Raw genomic sequence first — 20,717 nt, forward strand, 5'->3', positions numbered from 1 at the left:
GGAGGCCGTCGGTTCTTCCTTCTTGTCTACGCCTCCGATCCCGAGCGATTGGGCGGCGGTGCCGAGAACGCCGTTGCACGTGGCTCCATTGAACGAGACGCCTTTGCCGCAGACCCGGTACCCCGCTTTCGATTGCCCGCAGAGGTCCGCGACCCGACCCCGCACGCAGCCGCGAGTTCTGATCGGCTGGTCCAGGTTCCACCAGCTAAAGTGCCGAGCCAGAAACTCGTTATAGAGCCCGTCGGGACCTTCCACAATGGTCCCCAGAACTTGATTTCCCGATTCATCGATTTCCGGAACCCACGTGCCCAGTTGCTCGTCTATGTAGTAGGTCGGTATGGTGTCGCCCACCAGGAACGGCGCATTGGTTGATGGATTCATGGTCCCGGGTGGGATTTTCATCCGGACTTTGGCCGGTTGCGCGAGTGAGGAAACAACATTTCCGTCGGTATCTCTAAGCGTAATGTTCCCGAACATCACGCTTGCAAGTTCCACAATCTCGCTCCCCGATCCGTCGGCCTGCCGTCGGAGGATCCGCTTGGGAGATCCCCGGACTCCGCCTCTGATCCCATCGTCGACCGCCATGAAACCGCCGGGGAACGCATCCTGATTTTGCCGTGGATCGCCCACCGTGATTTCGGCCCTCAGCACGCCGCGGATGCCCAGGGATTCGGAAGGATTGGGGATCACGACGCTCAAACTGTTGTCCGGCGCCTTGACCTCAAGAGATCCCATCTCGGGACTGACCTCGAGGTCCTGAACGAACGTGACGGGCCGCAGCTTGAGCTGAATTGAATCGGACGTCGCTCCGATTTCGAGAATCTGCGACTGAGGCGAGTAGCCCTCTTTCTCGGCCCAAATCGAAGCAGGCCCCTTTTCTTCCACGGCCAGAGTAAACAGGCCCAGCCCGTCGGTCATGCCTTCCACTATCCGGGATTCCTGACCGATGGAGTTGATCCTGACGCGGACATTGAAGAGCGGGTCGCCTGACTCCAAGTCAAGAACCTGCCCCACAACCTGGAACACGGACGATGACGGGGACTCCGAAACCGGCACAGACGGCCGAGATTGTCCGAAAGTCTTGCCCTTGCAACCTGTGGATGGGATTGAGATCAGGCCTGAGATCAGCAGACAGAAGAGCGCGGAAATCCCCAAACTACCCACACGCCCCGAGCCTCTGGACATAGGCCAAGTCTGGCCGAGGGCATCTTAATTGTCAATGGGTGCTTCACACCTACCGCCACCAGTGTGATCCACATCACAATTCGATTTTCGGGGAGAGGCACTTGGCCGGAAAACCCCGCTTGGGGCGGGTTTTTTTTCTGAGAACCACAACGAAGCAGGAGGGTATTTGAGTTACTACGCAGAAAAAGGGCAGACCGTCACTCGGATTTGGCGTCGGTTGTGAGTATAATCCCTCCCATGGCGAAGATCATGGTGGCGGAATTCAATCACCTCATTCCGGGGATGATCAAGAAATGTCTCCAGCCGATCGGGCATGAGGTGTATACCGCGTCGCACGGCGAAGCGGCCATCGAGGTGTGGAAACAGTCGCAGCCGGATCTCTTGATGACGGGCATCATGCTTCCGGGCATCGACGGGTACGAACTCATTCGCCAGTGGAAATCCGAAGGAAGTTCCCCCAAGCCGGCCATCATCATCGCAGGCAAGGGAGGCCAGCCCGTGGACACTCAACTCGCCTCCCAGATCGGTGTGGACGCCGTGCTGAACTATCCTTTCAAGTCGACCGACGTGGTGGAGATTGTCGATCGGGTGCTCGAGGAAGCGGCGACGGGATCGCTCACGCCGAATCCGTCGATCACCCCAAGGCCTGCAGCCGTGTCACGTCCCGCCGGCGAACGCGTTCCCACCGGACCCCACCCCGGTGCGCCTCCGAAGGCGCCGGCGCCGGCCACTCCAGCAAGGAGCTTGAAGGAGGAGCTTGTCGGCGAGGGCCTGCTCGATGTCCGCGGCACTCGACCGACTCCATTCCCGATGGGTGGGAGACCTGCGCCGGTGACCCCACGCCCCGCCGCCGCCGCTCCTCTTCGCGGTGGCCGCGCCGCTCCCGCGGCAAGCGCAATTCTGAAATCCGTGCCCGCATCGGTTCCGGCATCTCGCGTCGGAGACCCATCCGCCCAGCTCCGTGACATGCTGAACGCAAAGTTTCAGGAAGTCACCGATGCCATCATCCGGAGCCTTCCGGCCATCGTGGAGAAGATCGTGGACGAGAAGTTGGGCAAGCGGTGAGCACTCAACCCCGCACCCCAAATCGGCTGCCCTCTCCAGCGGTGGGCGGAATCGATCTCCCCAAAGCCTACGAGCCGAAAGATGTGGAGATCCGATGGAGCGAGGTTTGGCTCAGGGAGAATCTGTTCGCTCCAGAGGCGGGATCCCGGGATGGGCAACAACGGCATCCGTTCTGCATGGTGATTCCTCCGCCGAACGTTACGGGGTCCCTGCACATGGGTCACGCTCTCAACAATACGCTTCAAGACATTCTCGCGCGCTGGCATCGGATGAAAGGCGAGGCGGTTTTGTGGCTACCAGGCACGGATCATGCGGGCATCGCCACACAGAACGTGGTCGAGCGCGAACTGGGGAAAGAAGGGAAGAAACGTCACCACCTCGGACGGGAGAAGTTCATCGAGCGAGTGTGGGAATGGAAGGGGAAGTACGGCGACGTCATCGTCAACCAGCTCAAGCGCCTGGGGGCGTCCTGCGATTGGTCGCGCCTCCGATTCACGATGGATGATGGACTTTCGAAAGCGGTCCGCGAGGTGTTTGTGCGCCTCTACAATGGGGGATTGATTTACCGCGGGCTGTACATGATCAACTGGTGCCCCCGGTGCCAGACCGCCCTCAGCGATTTGGAAGTCGAACAAGTGCCTACGAAAGGGCACCTCTGGGAGATTGCGTATCCCTTTTCGGACGGGAGTGGAAGTTTGGTGGTGGCGACGACGCGGCCGGAGACGCTTCTCGGCGACACAGCGGTGGCGGTGCACCCCGAGGATTCGCGCTTCGCAGGTGTCATCGGGAAATCCGTCCGGATTCCGTTCGTGGAGAGGGATGTTCCCGTCATTGCCGAAGAGACTGTCGAGCGGGAATTCGGAACGGGCGCCGTGAAAATCACACCGGCACACGACTTCAAGGATTTTGAGTTGGGCCGCAAGCACAAGCTCGCCGAGATTTCCATCATGGACCCATTTGGAAAGATGTCCTCCGATGCCGGGGAAAACTACAAAGGGCTGGACCGCTTCGAATGCCGAAAGAAGATTCTTGCCGATCTTGGGGAACGGGGGCTGCTCGTATCTGAAAAACCGTACGACTTGATTCTCGGTCACTGCTACCGTTGCCGGACGGTCGTCGAACCGCGCGTTTCGCTTCAGTGGTTTGTGAAAACGAAACCCCTGGCCGACGAGGCGGCGAAGGCGGTGCGCGACGGCCGAATGAAACTCGTTCCCGCCCACTGGGAAAACACCTACTTCGACTGGCTCGACAACATCCGCGACTGGTGCATTTCGCGGCAGATCTGGTGGGGACACCGGGTGCCGGTGTGGTATTGCTTGGATGGGCGAAAGGCGGAAGGCGAAGGGCGAAAAGAGTGTGCGCCCGTTGTGTCGGTTGAAGTTCCAAAGACGTGTCCCTCGTGTGGTGGAACCAATCTGGAGCAGGACACGGATGTGCTGGACACGTGGTTCTCCTCCGCATTGTGGCCGTTCTCCACGCTTGGGTGGCCGAGTGAGACGAAGGACCTCAAGACGTTTTACCCCACCAGCGTGCTGGTTACCGGGTTCGACATTCTTTTCTTCTGGGTGGCTCGCATGATGATGATGGGGCTGAAGTTCATGGGAGACGTCCCGTTCCGCACGGTCTACATCCACGCCCTCGTGCGGGACGCGGAAGGGAAGAAGATGAGCAAGTCGAAGGGCAACGTGATCGATCCGCTGGAGATCATGGACGAGTACGGCACGGACGCCCTTCGCTTTACGCTGGCTTCGATGGTGATGCTGGGGCGCGATGTGAAACTGAACTGGGAGCGGATCGAGGGCTACAAGCACTTCATCAATAAGCTCTGGAACAGCGCGAGATTTGTGCTGCGCAACGCCGGAGGCACGTCGGTGATCCCTCCGAAGACGCAAGAGCTCGGTCCGTACGATCGATGGATTCTGTCGCGTCTTCAGGACGCGATCGGTCGGACGTCGGCGGCCCTCAACGACTATCGATTCAGTGACGCGGCGGACACGATGTACCACTTCGTTTGGAACGACTTCTGCGACTGGTATCTGGAGATGGCCAAACCAGGGCTTCAATCCGAGGGTGGGGCGAGTGACGGTTCTCGCCGGACCATGGTGTGGGTTCTGTCGAACATCCTGAAGCTTCTGCATCCGTTCGTGCCGTTCGTCACCGAAGAAATCTGGAGCCTGGGCAAGTTCTCCGAGGGGAGGCTGTGTTGGGAGGAGTTCCCCCTCGCCCAGCCCTCTTGGATTGACCCAGGACTTGAATCCGAGATTGAAACAGTTCGGCGGGCGATCACGGAGGGGCGGCATCAGCGTTCGACCCTGGGCGTTCCCCAGGACAAGTCTGTGAAAGTGGTTCTGGCGAGCGGTGAGGCGGAGTCGCGAAACGTGTTGGGTCGGCATCGGGACCTTGCCGTTCGATTCATCAAGGCCGATCCACTCGAGATCTCAGCTGAACTTCCTGCCATGGGCAAGGGAGGCGTGGCGATACCGCTGGGTGGTGGAACGACACTCTGCATGGAATGGGAGGGGGGACACGAGAAAGAATTGGCCGAGTTGGAGAAAAAACGCGCCTCCGTGGACGGAGAACTTCGCCGCGTGTCGGACCGTCTGGGTAAGGACGATTTTGTCCGCCGCGCGCCGGCGGAGGTGGTGGATCGTGCCCGTAAGCAGAAAGACGAGCTGGCTCGGCTGGCGGAGGATATCGACAAGCGGCTCGCCGAACTCCGGGCGTGAGCCCGCCACCCCCCTCCGAATTTGAGATTTCAAATTTGAAATTTGAGATTTTGAAGGTGGTGGTGGGGTGAGTTTCGTTCTGCCGCCTGCTGAAATTCGCCGACTCGTTCGCGAGGCGCTTCGCGAGGACCTCGGCCGCAAAGGCGACATAACATCGAAGGTCGTCGTTCCGGCATCAGTCCGCGCGGTCGCGCAGATCATCTCCAGGCAATCGAGCGTCTGTGCAGGACTTCCGTTCGTGCAGGAAGTCTACCGGCAATTGGATCGGGGCACGCGTGTACGCTTGCGGGTTCGGGACGGCCGGAGAGTTCGGAAAGGCCAAGTTCTAGCCGAAGTCCGCGGTCCCGCACGAGCCTTGCTCGCGGGCGAACGGGTGAGTCTCAATTTTCTGGGTCGGCTGGGCGGCATCGCGACGCTGACGCGCCGGTTTGTCGATGCGGTTGGTGGGTCACGCGCCGCCCCCTTTGCACGGCTCAGGGGACGGCGAAAAGAATCGCTATGGGGTCCCCGCGCCGTGATTCTGGATACGAGGAAAACGACGCCGCTGCTGAGGCAGGCGGAAAAATATGCGGTTCGAATAGGCGGTGGACGCAATCATCGAATGGGCCTCTACGACGGGTGTTTGATCAAGGACAATCATATCAAGGCGGCGGGTGGAATAGCGCCGGCGGTTCGGCGGGCAGTGTCGGTGAACGGCGGGTCCGTTATCACCGAAACCGAAAACCTGCGCCAGGTGAAGGAAGCCTGTGAGGCGGGAACATCGATCATCCTGCTGGACAACTTCCACGGCTCGTCGTTGGGCCAAGCCGTTCGATGGGTGAAGGCGCACCACCCGCGAGTCAAGATCGAGTTGTCCGGAGGGGTGAACTTGCGAAATGTGGGACGACTGGCCGGGCTGGGCGTCGACCGGATTTCCGTGGGAGCGCTCACTCACTCCGCGCCGTCCGTGGATTTGCATATGTCGATGAGGTTGCTGCCGCGCCGATCCTGATGGCGGAACTCCCTTCCGATCTCCGGAATCTGGAATCCCGACTGGAGGGCTGTTCCGTTCTCAGAAGGGTGGTCTGCTTTTCGGAGATCGAGTCGACCAGCGAACACCTGAAAGCCCTCGCGCGAGCGGGCGAAGAAGAGGGAATGGTCGTGATCGCCGATCACCAGACGGCGGGGCATGGACGCCACGGGCGTTCCTGGTACTCGCCGCCAGGTGTGAATCTCTACTTGTCCGTCCTGCTGCGCCCCTCAATCGAGCCGTCCAAGGCCCCCTTGCTTTCCCTTTTCGCCGCCGTCTGCGTGGCGGAGAGCGTGCGCGCCGTGTGCGGTATCCGGGCGGGCATCAAGTGGCCCAACGATATTCTCCTTCGGGGTAAGAAGTGTTCCGGAATTCTGGTTGACATGGAGGGAGGGTCGCGGGGAGTGGACTGGGTAGTGGTGGGGATCGGGCTGAACGTCAACGGGCGCGACTGGCCGGAGGAGATCCGTCCCACCGCCACCTCGTTGGCCGAGCAATCGGGCAGAAGGTTCGACCGGGGAGTCGTGGGCTCCACGTTGATCGGCAGGATGGACTCAGAGTATGTGAAGGCTCTCGGCGATGGATTTGCGTCCGTGCGTGAAAAATGGTTGGCGTATGATATGCTCTCCGGCGAAAGGATCCGCTTGACGGAACGGGGAACCGTGACCGAAGGTGTGGTTATCGGATACGACGATCTCGGAGCCATCATTCTCGGAGATGAGGATGGATCGCGGCGAAAAGTGTTCTCCGGCGAGGCGGAAAGGGTGGCGAGGGTCTGATGCTGCTGGCCGTGGATGTCGGAAATACAAACACCGTGCTGGGCGTGTTCGATGGTCCGAAATTGTTGCACGATTGGCGGATTGCAACCGAGAAGGGCCGCACCGCCGATGAGTACGGGATCTTCATCATGAGCCTGCTCGAGAGGAAAGGACTTGATCCTGCCGTCGTCGAGCACCTGATTGTGTCCTGCGTGGTCCCACCCGTGCTCTTTCCCATGGAACAGATGGGAGAGAAATATTTTCACGCCCGGCCGCTTATCGTCGGGCCGGGGATCAAGACCGGCATGCCGGTCCTGTACGACAACCCTCGGGAAGTGGGCGCGGATCGGGTGGTGAATGCGGTTGCGGCTTTCGAGTCGTGCCACCGGGAGTGCCTGGTCGTGGATTTCGGAACAGCGACGACGTTCGATTGTATATCCAGGAAAGGTGAGTACATCGGGGGAGTCATCACGCCGGGCATCGGGATCTCTCTGGAAGCGCTGGTCTCGCGCACCTCGAAGCTTCCGGGCGTCGAAATTGTCCGGCCGGAGCGGGTTATCGGCAAGAACACCATCCAAAGCATTCAGTCCGGCATGTACTACGGGTATCTCGGTCTCGTGGAGGAGATGGTCCGGCGTTTGAAGCGCGAAGTGGGCGCCGAGGCGCGGGTGTTCGGGACCGGCGGACTCGGGGGCCTGATCGAGCGCGATGCCACGTGCATTGATGAATGGGACGAGATGCTGACGCTCCGCGGACTAAAGATCATCTTCGACCGGAACGTGGGGGAACGATGAAGAAAGCCGTCCTGGGGCTAGTCCTGACGGGTCCCTGCTGGCTCCTTATGCTTCTGGGATGGGGGTGGGGGGATCTTGCCTCGTTTTTTTCCTCCTGGGAAAGGGCGGTCGCGCTCGCTTCTCTCTGGCCAATGTTTTGGGCGGGCCTGGCCGCAGGCATCAGGCTTTCGGGCCCCGCCCAATCGGAATCGAGACTCCAGGCGATCATCCCGCCTTTCGTAACGGGAGGCTTTGCCCTCGGTATGTTTGCGCTTCCGAGAATGGATCACCTCGGATCGCCTGTATGGATGATCCTCGCCTACCCGGAAATCTACCGACCTCTGGGACTGGCTCTGATGCTGGCTGGTCTCGGCGTTGCGTCCTGGGCGCTTCTGACGCTGAGACGCTTCTTCAGCCCAAGAATCATGGTTCAGAAGGATCATCAGCTCATTCGCCGGGGGCCCTATCAGTGGATTCGCCATCCCTTCTATCTGGGGCTGATCTTGTTGTCGATCGGTTTCCCTTTGGTGTTCAGATCATGGCTGGGAATGCCCGTGACGATACTTTTCTTCCCGGCTGTAGCGTGGCGCATGACCATCGAGGAGAAACTTCTTGGCGACGCTTTCGGTGCAGCCTATGAAGAATACAAGAAAACATCTTGGCGGCTGTTGCCGCATGTCTATTGAGAGGAGGAAGCCGATGAGAAGCGGGGTGCAAATCGTATCCGTTCTCGGGGCGTTGATCCTGCTCGCGGGGTCCGCTTGGGCGGGGAAAACAGACCACAAGCCCGACCGGGAAGCCTGGATTGAGGAGCTGGGACTGAGCAAAGACCAGCAGGCAAGAATCGAGGGCATCCGGAAGGAGCATCGCGAGCTGGTGAAGAAGATCAAATCTGAACGCGAATCGCTGATGAAAGACCTCACGAAGTTGGTGAAAGAAAAAGCCGCGGATGCCGATCTTCAGGGGAAAGTGGATGCCCTGCACCATCTCAAGAAGCAGGTGGGCGAGGCAATGGACAGGCACATGGAGAACCTCCGGGGCGTCCTGACGCCGATCCAGCAGGCCAAGTTCGTCCTCTGGATGGACAAGCACCGCGGCTCCAACGGGAAGCCCGGCACAGGCGAAGACTGAAGCGTTGCTGGCGCCGACTTAGGCGCCCAGGTAGGCTTCCTGGACGCGGGGATTGTCGAGGAGGTCCTTGCTCGGGCCATGGAGGGTGATTGATCCCGTCTCGATGACGTAGGTGTAGTCCGAATCTTGAAGGGCCAGTTTCGCATTCTGCTCAACCAGGAGCAGGGTAACTCCTTCCTGATGGATTTTCAGAAGCGCGTCGAAGACCAGCGTGACCATCTTGGGCGCAAGCCCGAGTGAAGGCTCGTCAATCATCAGGAGTTTTGGAGAGGCCATGAGGGCGCGGCCCAGGGCCAGCATTTGTTGCTCCCCGCCGGAGAGGGTTCCGCCCAATTGACGGGCCCGCTCTTTGAGCCGCGGGAAGAGCTGAAATACATGCTCCAAGCCGCCATTTTGCTGTGTGGCCAACGGCCTTGCGAAAGTAGCCATCTTGAGGTTTTCCTCGACCGACAAGTTGGGGAAGATTCTCCGACCCTCGGGAATCAGGACGAGACCGGAGCGGGCGATCGCGTACGCGGGCCGTCCCAGAATCGGCACGTCCTCGAATCTGATTTCCCCCCGCTTGGAGGGCACGAGACCGGCAATGGCCCTGAGGAGCGTCGATTTCCCTGCACCGTTCGCACCGATCAACGTGACGATCTTCCCCTTGGGCACTTCGAGTGTGGCGCCATGGAGCGCCTGGATCCCGCCGTAGAACACCTCGAGATGGTGGACGCTAAGCATGAGCTTCCTGCCCTGTGTACGCTTCGATGACGGACGGATCGCGGCGCACCTCGTCGGGATTCCCTTCCGCAATCTTCACGCCGTGGTCCATCACGGTAATCCGCTCACACAGACCCATCACCAGTTTGACGTCGTGCTCGATGATTAGAATAGTCAGTCCAAATTGAGTCCGAACGGAGCCGATAAAGGATTTCAACTCGTCCTTTTCCCGCGTATTCATCCCGGCCGCGGGCTCATCCAGAAGGAAGACCTTCGGCTTCAGGGCGAGTGCCCTGAGAATTTCGAGACGCCGTTGGTGCCCGTAGGGCAGGGACTGTGCGCGCAATGAAGCGTGCGGCCCGAGATGGACCGCATCGAGCAGCTTCCTCGCCGAGGCTTCCAATTGCCGCTCCTCGCGGCCCTTCCGCGGGAGTCTGAAAACGGCTCCGAGGAGGTCCTGTCTTACCTGCGTGTGAAACCCGATAAGGAGATTTTCCAGAACCGTGAGATCCGGAAAGAGCCGAATATTCTGGAACGTGCGGCCAACGCCGAGCGCCGCGATCCGGTGGGGCTGCCAGCCGGTCACTTTGCGGCCGGAGATCTCAACGCCTCCCGCGACGGGTCGGACGAAACCGGAGATGGCATTGAACACGGTGGTCTTACCGGCGCCGTTGGGGCCGATAAGGCCATGGATGGAGCCGGTTGGCACCTCCAGGTCGAGGGAGGACACGGCCTCGAGTCCTCCGAAACGGATGGTGAGCCCGGACAGATGGATCGAACGCATCAAACCGCCTTGGTCTTGCGCGCGAACATCCGCCAGGAGAATTCGACCGGCCCGAAGAGCCCGCGGCGGAAGAACAGCATGATGAGGATCAGCAGGAGCGAAAAAATAACCATGCGGAGGCCGGGTATGCCGGGGAGTTCGTGTCCGGCGAGGAGGTGGGGTTCTTCCACGAAACGAAGGAACTCGGAGCCGAACGCGAAAAGAAACGAAGCGACCGTGGCCCCCGTCATGCTGCCCAGTCCGCCGATCACGATGATGATGAGCAGATTGAACGTGAAGAAAAATGTAAACAGTTTCGGGTCCACGGTCGTGAGCAAATGGGCCAGCAGCCCCCCCCCAATGGCTTGGAAAAACGCACTGATGACAAAAGCGAGCATCTTGAACCGGAAGACGTTCACTCCAACGGCCCGGGCCGCCGATTCATCTTCACGGATCGCGCGCCACGCCCGGCCCGTCGATGAACGGATCAGACCCGTGAGGATGAAGAGCGTCACGGCGAGCCAGACAAACGTAGTGGTCAGTGTGGTCTTGGCCGGCAGCCCTTTCAGCCCCAAAGGTCCGTTGGTGATGCTGATCCAATTTGTTGCGAAGATGCGGATGATCTCACCGAACCCGAGGGTGACGATGGCCAGATAGTCGCCTCGCACGCGGAAGACGGGAAAGCTGAGCAGGAAGGCGACGCCCGCTGAGAGCAGACCGGCGAGGAGGAGAGCCGGGAGAAAGGGGATCGAGAGATGGGCGAGAGGGCTGACGATGGGTTCGATGGCGTAGGACATCGCCTTCTCTTCCGGCGAAAGGGTGAGGATGGCCGTCGCGTAGGCTCCGATGGCGGCGAAAGCATTCGGTTGGAGGGAAAATTGCCCCGTGACACCGTTCACCAAGTTGTAGCTGGTGGCCATGATGGCGTAGATGGCCGAGACGGTGAGGATCTGGATAAGGTAGGAGGAGTCCGTCGATTCAATCCAACGAACGGCCACGAACAGGGCGGCCACCGCCGCGAGGGTCAGCCATCGAGTGCTTTTCATTCAGGCAGATCTTCTCCCATGATTCCTCTCGGTCTGATCAGCAGAATTCCGATCAGAATGAAGAAGGCGAGGGCATCGCGATAGCCTGAGAGTTCGGGGAGGAAGGCGACGAACAGCACTTCCAGTCCCCCCAGGACGAGGCCCCCGAGCGCGGCGCCCGGAACGCTGCCGATCCCTCCAAGAACGGCGGCCACAAACGCCTTGATCCCCGGCATGACGCCCATCAGGGGGGTGATCGAAGTGAACTTGATCGACCACATGATGCCTCCGACGGCGGCGAGCGCCGACCCGAGCGCAAAGGTCAGCGTGATCACGCGGTTCACGTTCACGCCCATGAGCTGGGCCGTTTCGCGGTCGCGCGAGATCGCCCTCATGGCCATGCCGGTTCGGGTGCGGTAGATGATCCAAAACGTCACCGCGAGGACCACCGCCGTTCCGGCCGGGATCCACACGCTGAGGAGCGGGAGGGATATGCCCCCGATGTGCAAGACTCGATCAAACAGCCCGATGGCTGGGAAGGCGAGGGGGCGTCCTCCAAAGACGACGATCCCGATGTTTTCCAGGAACAGCGAGGCCCCGATGGCCGTGATCAGGAGTGAGAGCCGCGGGGCGGTCCGAAGGGGCCGGTAGGCCGCTCGCTCGATGGCAACGCCCAGGAGCGCGGTGCCGCAAACGGCCACCCCGAAAGCGGCGGGCCAAGGGAGCCGGGTCAGGGCGAAGGTGGCGATGTACGCGCCCACCATCATGACATCGCCGTGCGCGAAGTTGATCAATCGGAGCACGCCATAGACCAGTGTGTACCCAATGGCGATGAGGGCGTAGAGGCTTCCGAGGGAAAGCAGGTTGACGAGCTGTTGGAGAAGAAGTTCCACTATCAGTCGTGAAGCCGAAAATCGTGATCCCGTGAACCGGTTGGATCGATCGGGATCACGGTCTTACGGGATCACGGGTTCACGATTCAGGGATTGACCGTTGTGACGTAGACGAACTCGCCCTTTTCGACTTTCTTCACCACCGCGGATTTCACCGCGTTATGCTTCTCATCCATCGAGATGATGCCGGAGACGGCTTCGAAGCCCTTCATTTTCTCCAATTCGTCGCGGATCTTTTCCGGTTCGAAGCTCTTGGCCTTCTCGATGGCTTCCGCCAGCATGAAATAGGCGTCCGCCCCGAGCGCCCCGAGGGCGTCCGGCGCCTTGTTGAATTTCGCGCGGTAGGCTTCGACGTATTTCCTGCCAATGGCCGTAGTCGCGGATTTCTCGTCGAAATGGGTGGAGAAGTAGAACCCTTCCACCGCCTCACCCCCCAGCTTGAGCAGCTCCGGCGCTTCCGCGCCATCGCCGCCGAGAATCGTCGACTTCAGCCCGAGACCACGGGCCTGCTTCGAAACCAGTGCCGCCTCCTGGTAGTAACCGGTAATCACCAGAACGTCCGGAGGCGTACCCTTCAGCACGGTCAGTTGCGGAGAGAAATCCTGATCGTTGGTCTGATAGCGCAGCTCTTTGATCACCTTGCCGCCGCCTTTTTCAAAGGTGGTCTTGAAATAGTTGGACAGCCCCACGGAGTAGTCCTGCGCGATGTCCGTCAGCAATGCCGCGGTCTTGGCCTTGAGATTCTGTAGGGCGAAATTGGCGATGACCTGACCCTGGAAGGGATCGATGAAACACGCCCGAAAGACATATCTCTTGCCCTGTGTCACGAGCGGGTTGGTGGACGAGGGGGAAATTTGTGGAATCTTTTTCGACTCCGCCACGGAACTGATGGCCATGGACCGGGAGGAAGCCACCTCGCCAAGGATGGCGATGACTTTGTCGCGCTGAACAACGCGCTGGGCGGCATTGGCGGCCTCGATCTTGTCGCTCTTGTTGTCCACGAGCACGAGCTCCAAATCCGCGCCGAGCACTTTCGGCTTCATCTCCTTGGCGATCTGAATGCCCGTCCACGTCATGTCCCCGAAGGCCGCCGTGTCGCCCGTCATGGAGAGAACGACACCGACCTTGGCTTTCTCCGGAAGGGCGGGATCGGCCGTAACGAGGAACGAAGAGAGAGCGAGGAGTAGGTTGATCATGTTCAGGGATTACCAATTCACCGGATTGGCGTCAAGCCGCGGGCATGGTAGATATGAGCCGGCATGGACTCATTTCGAGATTGCTTCGCTTTGCTCGCAATGACGTTGGGCTGTCCTGGCGAGGCTGTTTCGCCGGATGGCGGACGCCGTGGCCATCTCACCCTGGTTCTTCAGGCCACTTAGGGCTGGAGATCGGCGATGATCGACTACGAGAAGGAACTCAACCCACAGCAATGGGAGGCCGTCCGCCATGTGGAAGGGCCTCTCCTGATTCTGGCGGGGGCGGGGAGTGGAAAAACCCGAGTGCTGATCTATCGGATCGCCCATCTCGTCGAAAAGCACGGCGCACTTCCCTCGCAAATCCTGGCGTTGACCTTCACCAACAAGGCGGCCGACGAAATGCGTTCGCGGATCGAGAGTATTCTGACGCGCGAAGGCATCCGGCCGGATGGGCTGACGATGGGCACGTTTCATTCGGTCTGCCTGCGCCTCCTCCGCCGCTACGGCAGTCTGATTGGAACACCTCCTAACTTCGTGGTGTACGACGAGGACGACCAGGAGAAACTGTTGACCCACGCCCTGGAGGTGCTCGATCTCAGCACGGAGACAAATCCCGTGAGATACATCCACGGTAGGATTCAAAGACTGAAGGATCGGGGGGCCGGTCCCGAGAAGGTGAATACGGACGACTTCTTCGGTGAGCGGCTCCGGAAAATCTACGAGGCTTACGAGAAATTGTTGAAAGAATCCGCCGCGCTCGATTTCGGCGATCTATTGGTCTACGCCGTTCGGCTCCTGGACGAGCGTCCGGAAGTCCTGGAGGCGTGTCGGCGGCGATGGTCGTTCCTGGAGGTCGATGAGTACCAGGATACCAATGCCGTCCAGTTCGACCTGCTCCGAAGGCTCGCCGGGCCGACGGGGAATCTGTGTGTCGTGGGGGATGACGATCAGTCGATTTACCGATGGAGGGGGGCGGAGCTGAAGAACATTCTCGACTTCGAGCGCCACTTCAAGGAATGCCGGGTCATCAAATTGGAGCAGAACTACCGGTCCACCCAGTCCATTCTCACGGCGGCTTCGAACGTGGTCCGGCGGAACGTGGGGCGCAAAGGGAAGGAACTGTGGACGGAGAATCGGAAAGGCGATCCGCTCACGCTCCTCGTGGCGGAGAATGAGTCCGACGAGGCCGAGCAGGTGTGCGCGGAAATCCAATCGCTGACCAAGCGGGGACGATTCCGTCCCAGCGACATGGCCGTGTTCTACCGCACGAATGCCCAATCCCGTGTGTTCGAGGAGCAACTGGCCGAGTGGGGGATCGATTACCAGGTGATCGGCAGCCTGCGGTTCTACGAGAGGAAAGAAATCAAAGATGTGCTGGCTTTTCTGCGCCTCCTCTCCAATCCCGTGGATCGGATGAGTTTTATTCGAATTGTGGGAGCGGTTTCCTGGGGAATCGGAGACGCCACCGTCGGGAAGCTGGATGTCTTGCGCGGCCAGAAAGGGATCGACTTTGTCGGCGCGGTGGAAACGGCTTCGCAAGACCCGGCCTTCAAGGGACGCTCGCGAACGGGACTCGAACGGCTCCGCGCCTTTCTGGAGCGACTTAAGAAGGAGCGCGAGCGGCTCCCCACGGACGCCTATCCCGATCTGGCTACATTTGTAGTGAAGGAGTCAGGCTATCTCGATGCACTCGCGGTTCAGCATCCGGAGGATTTCGACAACCGGCGCGACAACCTCCGGCAACTGGTCACCGGCATGAAGGACTATGCATCGCGGAACCCCGAGAGCACGTTGGACGACTATCTGTCCTACGTCACCCTTCTCACGCGGGCGGACGACTTTTCCGAAGGGCCCGAGCGCGTGGCTCTCATGACGTTGCACTGCGCCAAGGGACTCGAATTTCCCGTGGTGTTTTTGGTGGGCATGGAGGAGGAGCTTTTCCCCTTGCGGAGGCGGGACTCGGACGATTTCGATCTGGAAGAGGAGCGTCGCCTCTTCTACGTGGGGATGACTCGGGCCAAAGACCGGCTGTACCTCTCGTTCGCCAAGGTCCGCCAACTTTTCGGAAGTGTTCGGTACAAGCGTCCTTCGAGATTCCTCGGCGAGCTTCCTTCGAACCTCATCGAGGTCCGCGGCGCCAATCCCACTATCGAGGTTTGACCTCCATGGGAATATGTATTGATAGTATTAGTATATAGAGACAAGTGTGATTTACGTCACAAGAACTTAAAGTCAAGCTAAAGTTCTTTCTCCGATTGCCGATAGTGGTTCATATGACGCTTGAACCTATATTCAATAAGGGGCATAATTTCGTTTCGATAGGGAGGCAGCCATGGCAATGCGAATAAACGACGATTCACCGGCGATCGGGGCACGGAACAACATCAATCGGAACTTCGGAGCGGCCAATCTCAACATAGGCCGGCTGTCCTCCGGCAACAGAATCCAGCGGGCAGGTGACGATCCCGCGAATCTCGTCATCTCGCAGCGATTGAAGGCGGACATCGTTTCGCAGGACACCGCGATCCAAAACATCAACCAGGCCGCCCCCCAGCTTCAAACGGCGGACAGTGCTTTGTCCTCACAGCAGGATATCCTGGTCCGTCAGCGCGAGTTGGCCATGCAGGCCGCCAACGGCACGACCGACGATGCCGCTCGGTCCGCGCTGAATAATGAATTCCAGCAACTTGGCCAGGAGTTCGATCGGGTCGCCAATACGACGGAAGTGGGCGGCAACACTCTGGCGAACGGGGGAACGGTCAGCGTCCAAGCCGGCACCACTGCCGGAGCTGAAAGCCAAGTGAATGCTACTATTCCTCAATCGACGACGGCAACGCGCGGCGCCGACCCGGCGGCGGCTCCCCCGATCACCGCACTCAGCACACAAGATCTTTCAAGTCAGGCCAATGCTCAGGAAGCTCTACGATCCATCGACACTGCGATGAACCAGATTTCGATCGACCGGGGCAATCTCGGAGCATCGATCAACAGGTTGGAAGTCGGCCAGCGCAATCTGGAGAACCAGAACGTCAACACGAGGGCGGCCAACAGCCAGATTGCCGACACGGACTTTGCGAACGAGGTGGCCGCGCTCACCCGAAACAAGATCGTGGGCCGCGCGGGCATCGCCGCCGCGGCGCAGTTCAACAACCTCCGCGGCAGCGCCCTCCGCCTCATGGGCGGCGGCGGGTAGACCCCATAAACCTTCCTATCGCCGTCCTTGGAGCGTAGCGGAAAGGGCGGCGGGTAGGCCTTCCGGACTATTCATTTGATTTCCGCGCCTACCGCTCCATGATGGGGTGGTGCACGCCGCTGAATTCCTCGCGTCCCTCGCCCGGGCCTCGACCCTGAAGCGGGTTTACTTTTTCTTCGGCGAAGAATCGTATTTCTTCCGGATCGGCCTCGGGGAACTGAAGAAACGCTTCTTGCCCGACATCGTTCCCGCCGTCGAGCACGTCAAGTTCGACTTCTCACTCACGCGCATGCTCGCGCACCTGACGACCACCGGTCTGTGGTCGGGTAAACGCATGGCGCTCCTGTACGGGGCCGAATCGCTGGCCAAGAAAGACCACAAGACCCTCGGAGAATATTGCGGCGCCCCGGCGCCCGATTCGCTCCTCATCATTCGGGACGAAGGATGGGAAGTCCCTTCCTGGCTTAAAGCGGGCGCAAACGTTGAAGTCGTTCAGTGCAAGCCCGTGCGTGGAGCCGATCTTGGAACGTGGGTGGACCGTCTCCTCACCGAGCACGGCGTCCGTTTGGACCCCGAGGCCAGGGATTGGCTGATCGATCGGGCGGGAAACTCGCTGACGGAGATCGACCAGTGCGCGAGAAGGATTTCGTGGGTGCAGTCGGAAGCGACCAAGCCGTTGGGCATTGAAGACATCCGCGATTGCGTGGCCGATACCGCGGAGCGCACCGCGTATCAACTGGGTGAAGCGGTGGTCAGACGCCAGGCCCCCGCCGCCCTCCTCTCCCTGGAAAAATTGATCGAATGGGCCGATTCGCCACTCATGGTCATCGGCGGCTTGGCCGGCTACGTTCGACGCGAAATAGCGCCGCCGAAAAATGCGTGGCGAAGTTCCGGTCCCTCGATTTCCGGTGAGGAAGGTCTTCGACTCCTGTCGATTCTGGCGAAACTGGATTCCGAGGTGAAAAGCAGCCGGCTGTCCGACGCTATCTTGATGCGGCGGGCGCTGTTTTCTCTGCTAGAAACGCGTTGAATCGGCGGACGAGGCGGGAGACTCGCCGGTTGGCCTCGTTCCGGTGGATCACCCCGCGCGAGGCGGTGTGCTGGATCCGGGCGACGGCTTCGCCCAGAAGTGTCTTGGCTTTTTCCGACTCCTTTTCCTCGATGGCCCGGAGAACGGCTTTCACGGATCGCATCATGTGGGACAGGTGATAGAGATTCCGCGCCCTCCGGTTCTTGATCTTCCGGAGCTCTTTGATCGGCGATGCATGCCTGGCCATGACGCGGTCTTATAGCGGAGTGTGGCGCCAAATGCAAGTGTAGCGAATCGTAATCCCGTGAAACCGCGAATCGTGAACGGGAAGGAACTTGGAAGAAGGCTCTTTCGGGATCACGGGCTCACCGGCTCACGACTTCGTCACGCCCCGTGGCACTTCTTGTACTTCTTGCCGCTCCCGCAAGGGCAGGAATCGTTTCGCCCCACCTTGGGAAGCTCGCGCTTGACGGTCGTCACCTTGGGCGGGGGGCCCGGCCTTCGGGCGCCGATGGGAATGGGCCCGGCGGCCGGCCCGGGTTGAGCGGCGACTACCGGCACCGGAGCGCTCTCCGAGGCGCCCGGATGGGATTCCATCGTTTGCATCGGTCTCGACATCGCGGCGGGAAGGCGGATCTCCTCCTTCTCGGGGACTCGCACTTGGACCTTGAAGAGCTTTTCCACCGAATCCATCGCGAATCGCTCCATCATGTCGGAGAACATGTCGAACGCCTCCCTTTGATACTCACGCAGGGGGTCCTTCTGGCCGTACCCGCGGAGCCCAATGCCGTCCTTCAGGTGGTCCATACTGAGCAGGTGGTCCTTCCATAGCTGATTGATCGTGCTGAGCAGGATGTACCGTTCCAGTTGGCGCATGATCGGGGTGCCCGTCTCGGTCTCTTTCTGTTCATAGCGCTTGGAGACGAGTTCCGTCAGCACCTCGATGGCCGCATCGAGACCCTGGAGTTCATCCGGGTTGATCTGCGAATCCGTGTGGACGTCACATTGTTTGAAGAGCATCTTCCGCAGCCCGTCGACATCCCACTGATCGCGCCCGCCCTTCTCCGGGATGTACTGCGGCACGATGATATCGAGGGTGTCCTCCGTGAGTTTCACGACTTCATCCTTCAGATTCGGCTCGCCGAGGAGCTTCCGGCGGTAGGTGTAGACAACTTCCCGCTGCTTGTTCATGACATCGTCATACTCCAAGAGGTGCTTGCGGATATCGAAGTTATGCGCCTCGACTTTCTTCTGGGCCGTTTCGATGGCGCGGGTGACCCAGGGGTGTTCGATCGGCTCATCGTCCGGCAGTCCGAAGCGCTCCATGATGCTGCGAACGCGGTCCGACGCGAAGATCCGCATGAGGTCGTCTTCGAGGGAAAGATAAAAACGGGAGGATCCCGGATCGCCCTGCCGGCCGGATCGGCCGCGGAGCTGATTGTCGATGCGCCGCGCCTCGTGCCGCTCCGTTCCGATGATGTGTAGCCCGCCGGCGGCCACCACCTCCTCGCGTTCCTTCGCGCACTGTTCGCGATACTTGGCGATGATCTCGTCCCTTTCCTCGGGGGAGGCGCTGGGTTTCATCACCGTGAGCGCCAGCATCTCCGGATTTCCTCCGAGGACGATGTCGGTGCCGCGGCCCGCCATATTGGTGGATATCGTCACCGCCGCCTTCCGCCCGGCTTGGGCGATGATCTCGGCCTCCCTCTCATGCTGCTTGGCGTTGAGAACGTTGTGCTTGATGCCGTCGCGTTTCAGCATTCCGGCAAGGTGTTCCGACTTCTCAATCGATATCGTGCCGACCAGCACCGGCTGGCCCTTCGCGTGAACGTCTTTGATCTCGCCGACGATCGCGTTGAACTTCCCTTTCTCGTTCTTGTACACGAGATCGGCGTAGTCCTGCCGGACCATCGGCCGGTGCGTCGGGATGGTGATGACCTCCAGGTTGTAAATCTGCTCGAATTCGGAGGCTTCGGTCGCGGCTGTGCCGGTCATCCCCGCGAGCTTGTCGTACATGCGGAAATAGTTTTGAAAGGTGATCGTGGCGAGCGTCTGGTTCTCGCGCTCGATCTTGAGCGACTCTTTCGCCTCGACGGCCTGATGGAGCCCCTCGCTCCAGCGGCGGCCCGGCATGAGCCGCCCGGTGAATTCATCCACGATCAGCACCTTGCCGTCCTTCACCACGTAATCCACGTCCAGCTTGAACAATTCGTGAGCCTTGAGGGCCTGATTGACGTGGTGAACGATCTCGATGTGGTTCGGATCGTACAGGTTTTCGACGTTCAGCATTTTTTCGACTTTTCCGATGCCCTCCTCGGTGAGCATGACGCTACGGGCTTTTTCATCGACCGTGTAATCGCCGGTATACGTCTTGGTGCCGTCTTCTTGCTTGGTCTCCTCGCCCTTCGTGAGTCGGGGGATGATCCGATCGACCGTATAGTATTTATCGGTGCTGTCCTCGGCGGGTCCCGAGATGATGAGCGGTGTGCGCGCTTCATCCACAAGGATCGAGTCCACTTCGTCCACGATCGCGAAGTTCAACTCCCGCTGAACGTATTCCTCGATGGAATATTTCATGTTGTCCCGGAGGTAGTCGAACCCGAACTCGTTATTCGTCCCGTAGGTGATGTCCGCCCCGTAGGCCTCCTTGCGCGAGCAGGGCTGGAGCCTCACGCCGAACTTGCCCTGTTTGGGGTCCCATTTGAGCCGGAAGGAGGCCTCGTGTTGGATGACGCCGACCTCCAAACCCAACGCGAGATAGATCGGACCCATCCACTGGGCGTCGCGCCGGGCGAGGTAGTCGTTCACGGTGATGAGATGGGCCCCAAGGCCGGTGAGGGCGTTGAGATAGATGGGCAGCGTGGCCACGAGCGTCTTCCCTTCTCCCGTTTTCATTTCCGCGATTTTGCCCCGATGGAGGACGATCCCGCCGATGAGCTGGACATCGAAGTGCCGCAGCCCGATGAAGCGCCGGGAAACTTCGCGGACCGTGGCGAAGGCCTCCGGCAGAATGGCATCGATCTCCTCGCCCTTTTCGATCCGTCCTTTCAGCTTGGCCGTCTGGGCGGCCAGGGCTTCATCGTTGAGCTGGGAAAGAGTCGGCTCAAGGGCGTTGACCTCGCGCACCAGCGGCCAAAGGCCGCGGACGTACCGCTCGGTCTTCGTCTTGAATATTTTTTCGAGGATCCAACGCATCATGGCGCGGTCACCATTCTACGGGAGGGTCTGGCGAAATGCCATGCGCCGAGGGGACGGAGAAGGCCCGCGG

General features: G+C 60.1%; 18 protein-coding genes. 10 read left to right on the top strand and 8 right to left on the bottom strand.

Features of this window, described 5'->3' with window-relative positions:
- The coding region (locus HYT87_17595) for a hypothetical protein (protein MBI2061558.1) at positions 1-1,056 on the bottom strand (1,056 nt) is incomplete at its 3' end.
- Between the two features lie 366 nt (positions 1,057-1,422).
- On the opposite strand from HYT87_17595, the gene HYT87_17600 reads away from it, so the two are divergent.
- The 7 genes from HYT87_17600 (at position 1,423) to HYT87_17630 (ending at position 8,647) form a co-directional block, all read left to right on the top strand.
- Positions 1,423-2,250: a response regulator gene (locus HYT87_17600; GenBank protein MBI2061559.1), complete on the top strand. Its 828-nt coding sequence runs from the start codon at positions 1,423-1,425 to the stop codon at positions 2,248-2,250.
- A gap of 41 nt (positions 2,251-2,291) precedes the next feature.
- Entirely contained in the window at positions 2,292-4,976 is a 2,685-nt protein-coding gene (locus tag HYT87_17605; protein MBI2061560.1) for a valine--tRNA ligase, read from the top strand.
- Between the two features lie 67 nt (positions 4,977-5,043).
- Positions 5,044-5,967, top strand: a complete 924-nt coding sequence (gene nadC, locus HYT87_17610) for a carboxylating nicotinate-nucleotide diphosphorylase (protein MBI2061561.1) — start codon at positions 5,044-5,046, stop codon at positions 5,965-5,967.
- On the top strand, positions 5,967-6,764 hold the full coding sequence (locus HYT87_17615; protein MBI2061562.1) for a biotin--[acetyl-CoA-carboxylase] ligase: 798 nt from the start codon (positions 5,967-5,969) through the stop codon (positions 6,762-6,764). The genes nadC and HYT87_17615 overlap by 1 nt, the downstream gene beginning before the upstream one ends.
- Positions 6,764-7,537: a type III pantothenate kinase gene (locus HYT87_17620; protein MBI2061563.1), complete on the top strand. Its 774-nt coding sequence runs from the start codon at positions 6,764-6,766 to the stop codon at positions 7,535-7,537. The genes HYT87_17615 and HYT87_17620 overlap by 1 nt, the downstream gene beginning before the upstream one ends.
- Positions 7,538-7,824: 287 nt before the next feature.
- Positions 7,825-8,202 carry an isoprenylcysteine carboxylmethyltransferase family protein gene (locus HYT87_17625; GenBank protein MBI2061564.1) on the top strand — a complete coding sequence of 126 codons (378 nt, stop codon included), beginning with the start codon at positions 7,825-7,827 and terminating at the stop codon, positions 8,200-8,202.
- A gap of 13 nt (positions 8,203-8,215) precedes the next feature.
- Positions 8,216-8,647: a Spy/CpxP family protein refolding chaperone gene (locus tag HYT87_17630; GenBank protein MBI2061565.1), complete on the top strand. Its 432-nt coding sequence runs from the start codon at positions 8,216-8,218 to the stop codon at positions 8,645-8,647.
- An 18-nt stretch (positions 8,648-8,665) separates the two neighbouring features.
- Here the strand turns inward: HYT87_17630 and HYT87_17635 are convergent, their stop codons facing one another.
- The 5 genes from HYT87_17635 to HYT87_17655 all read right to left on the bottom strand — a co-directional run bounded on the left by HYT87_17635 (position 8,666) and on the right by HYT87_17655 (position 13,226).
- Positions 8,666-9,370, bottom strand: coding sequence for an ABC transporter ATP-binding protein (locus HYT87_17635; GenBank protein MBI2061566.1), 705 nt, complete (start codon positions 9,368-9,370; stop codon positions 8,666-8,668).
- Positions 9,363-10,133 (bottom strand): ABC transporter ATP-binding protein, encoded by a 771-nt coding sequence (locus HYT87_17640; GenBank protein ID MBI2061567.1) that lies wholly within the window; start codon positions 10,131-10,133, stop codon positions 9,363-9,365. The genes HYT87_17635 and HYT87_17640 overlap by 8 nt, the downstream gene beginning before the upstream one ends.
- Complete coding sequence (locus HYT87_17645) at positions 10,133-11,158, bottom strand: branched-chain amino acid ABC transporter permease (GenBank protein MBI2061568.1); 1,026 nt, start codon at positions 11,156-11,158, stop codon at positions 10,133-10,135. The genes HYT87_17640 and HYT87_17645 overlap by 1 nt, the downstream gene beginning before the upstream one ends.
- On the bottom strand, positions 11,155-12,036 hold the full coding sequence (locus HYT87_17650) for a branched-chain amino acid ABC transporter permease (GenBank protein ID MBI2061569.1): 882 nt from the start codon (positions 12,034-12,036) through the stop codon (positions 11,155-11,157). The genes HYT87_17645 and HYT87_17650 overlap by 4 nt, the downstream gene beginning before the upstream one ends.
- A gap of 80 nt (positions 12,037-12,116) precedes the next feature.
- Positions 12,117-13,226, bottom strand: a complete 1,110-nt coding sequence (locus HYT87_17655) for an ABC transporter substrate-binding protein (protein MBI2061570.1) — start codon at positions 13,224-13,226, stop codon at positions 12,117-12,119.
- Between the two features lie 198 nt (positions 13,227-13,424).
- On the opposite strand from HYT87_17655, the gene HYT87_17660 reads away from it, so the two are divergent.
- From HYT87_17660 to HYT87_17670, 3 genes are all read left to right on the top strand, one after another.
- Complete coding sequence (locus HYT87_17660) at positions 13,425-15,386, top strand: UvrD-helicase domain-containing protein (protein MBI2061571.1); 1,962 nt, start codon at positions 13,425-13,427, stop codon at positions 15,384-15,386.
- A gap of 172 nt (positions 15,387-15,558) precedes the next feature.
- Entirely contained in the window at positions 15,559-16,419 is an 861-nt protein-coding gene (locus HYT87_17665) for a hypothetical protein (protein ID MBI2061572.1), read from the top strand.
- A 109-nt stretch (positions 16,420-16,528) separates the two neighbouring features.
- The gene (locus tag HYT87_17670) at positions 16,529-17,449 is read left to right on the top strand and encodes a hypothetical protein (protein MBI2061573.1); all 921 of its coding nucleotides are present in this window, start codon (positions 16,529-16,531) and stop codon (positions 17,447-17,449) included.
- On the opposite strand, the gene HYT87_17675 is transcribed toward HYT87_17670, so the two are convergent.
- Together HYT87_17675 and secA are read right to left on the bottom strand one after the other, a co-directional pair.
- Positions 17,403-17,696, bottom strand: a complete 294-nt coding sequence (locus tag HYT87_17675; GenBank protein ID MBI2061574.1) for a 30S ribosomal protein S20 — start codon at positions 17,694-17,696, stop codon at positions 17,403-17,405. The two genes, HYT87_17670 and HYT87_17675, sit on opposite strands and share 47 nt — an antisense overlap.
- A gap of 137 nt (positions 17,697-17,833) precedes the next feature.
- Entirely contained in the window at positions 17,834-20,647 is a 2,814-nt protein-coding gene (gene secA, locus HYT87_17680; GenBank protein ID MBI2061575.1) for a preprotein translocase subunit SecA, read from the bottom strand.
- Between the last annotated feature and the right edge of the window lie 70 nt (positions 20,648-20,717).

It is taken from the genome of Nitrospirota bacterium, from assembly GCA_016180645.1.
In the GTDB taxonomy this organism is placed as follows: domain Bacteria; phylum JACPQY01; class JACPQY01; order JACPQY01; family JACPQY01; genus JACPAV01.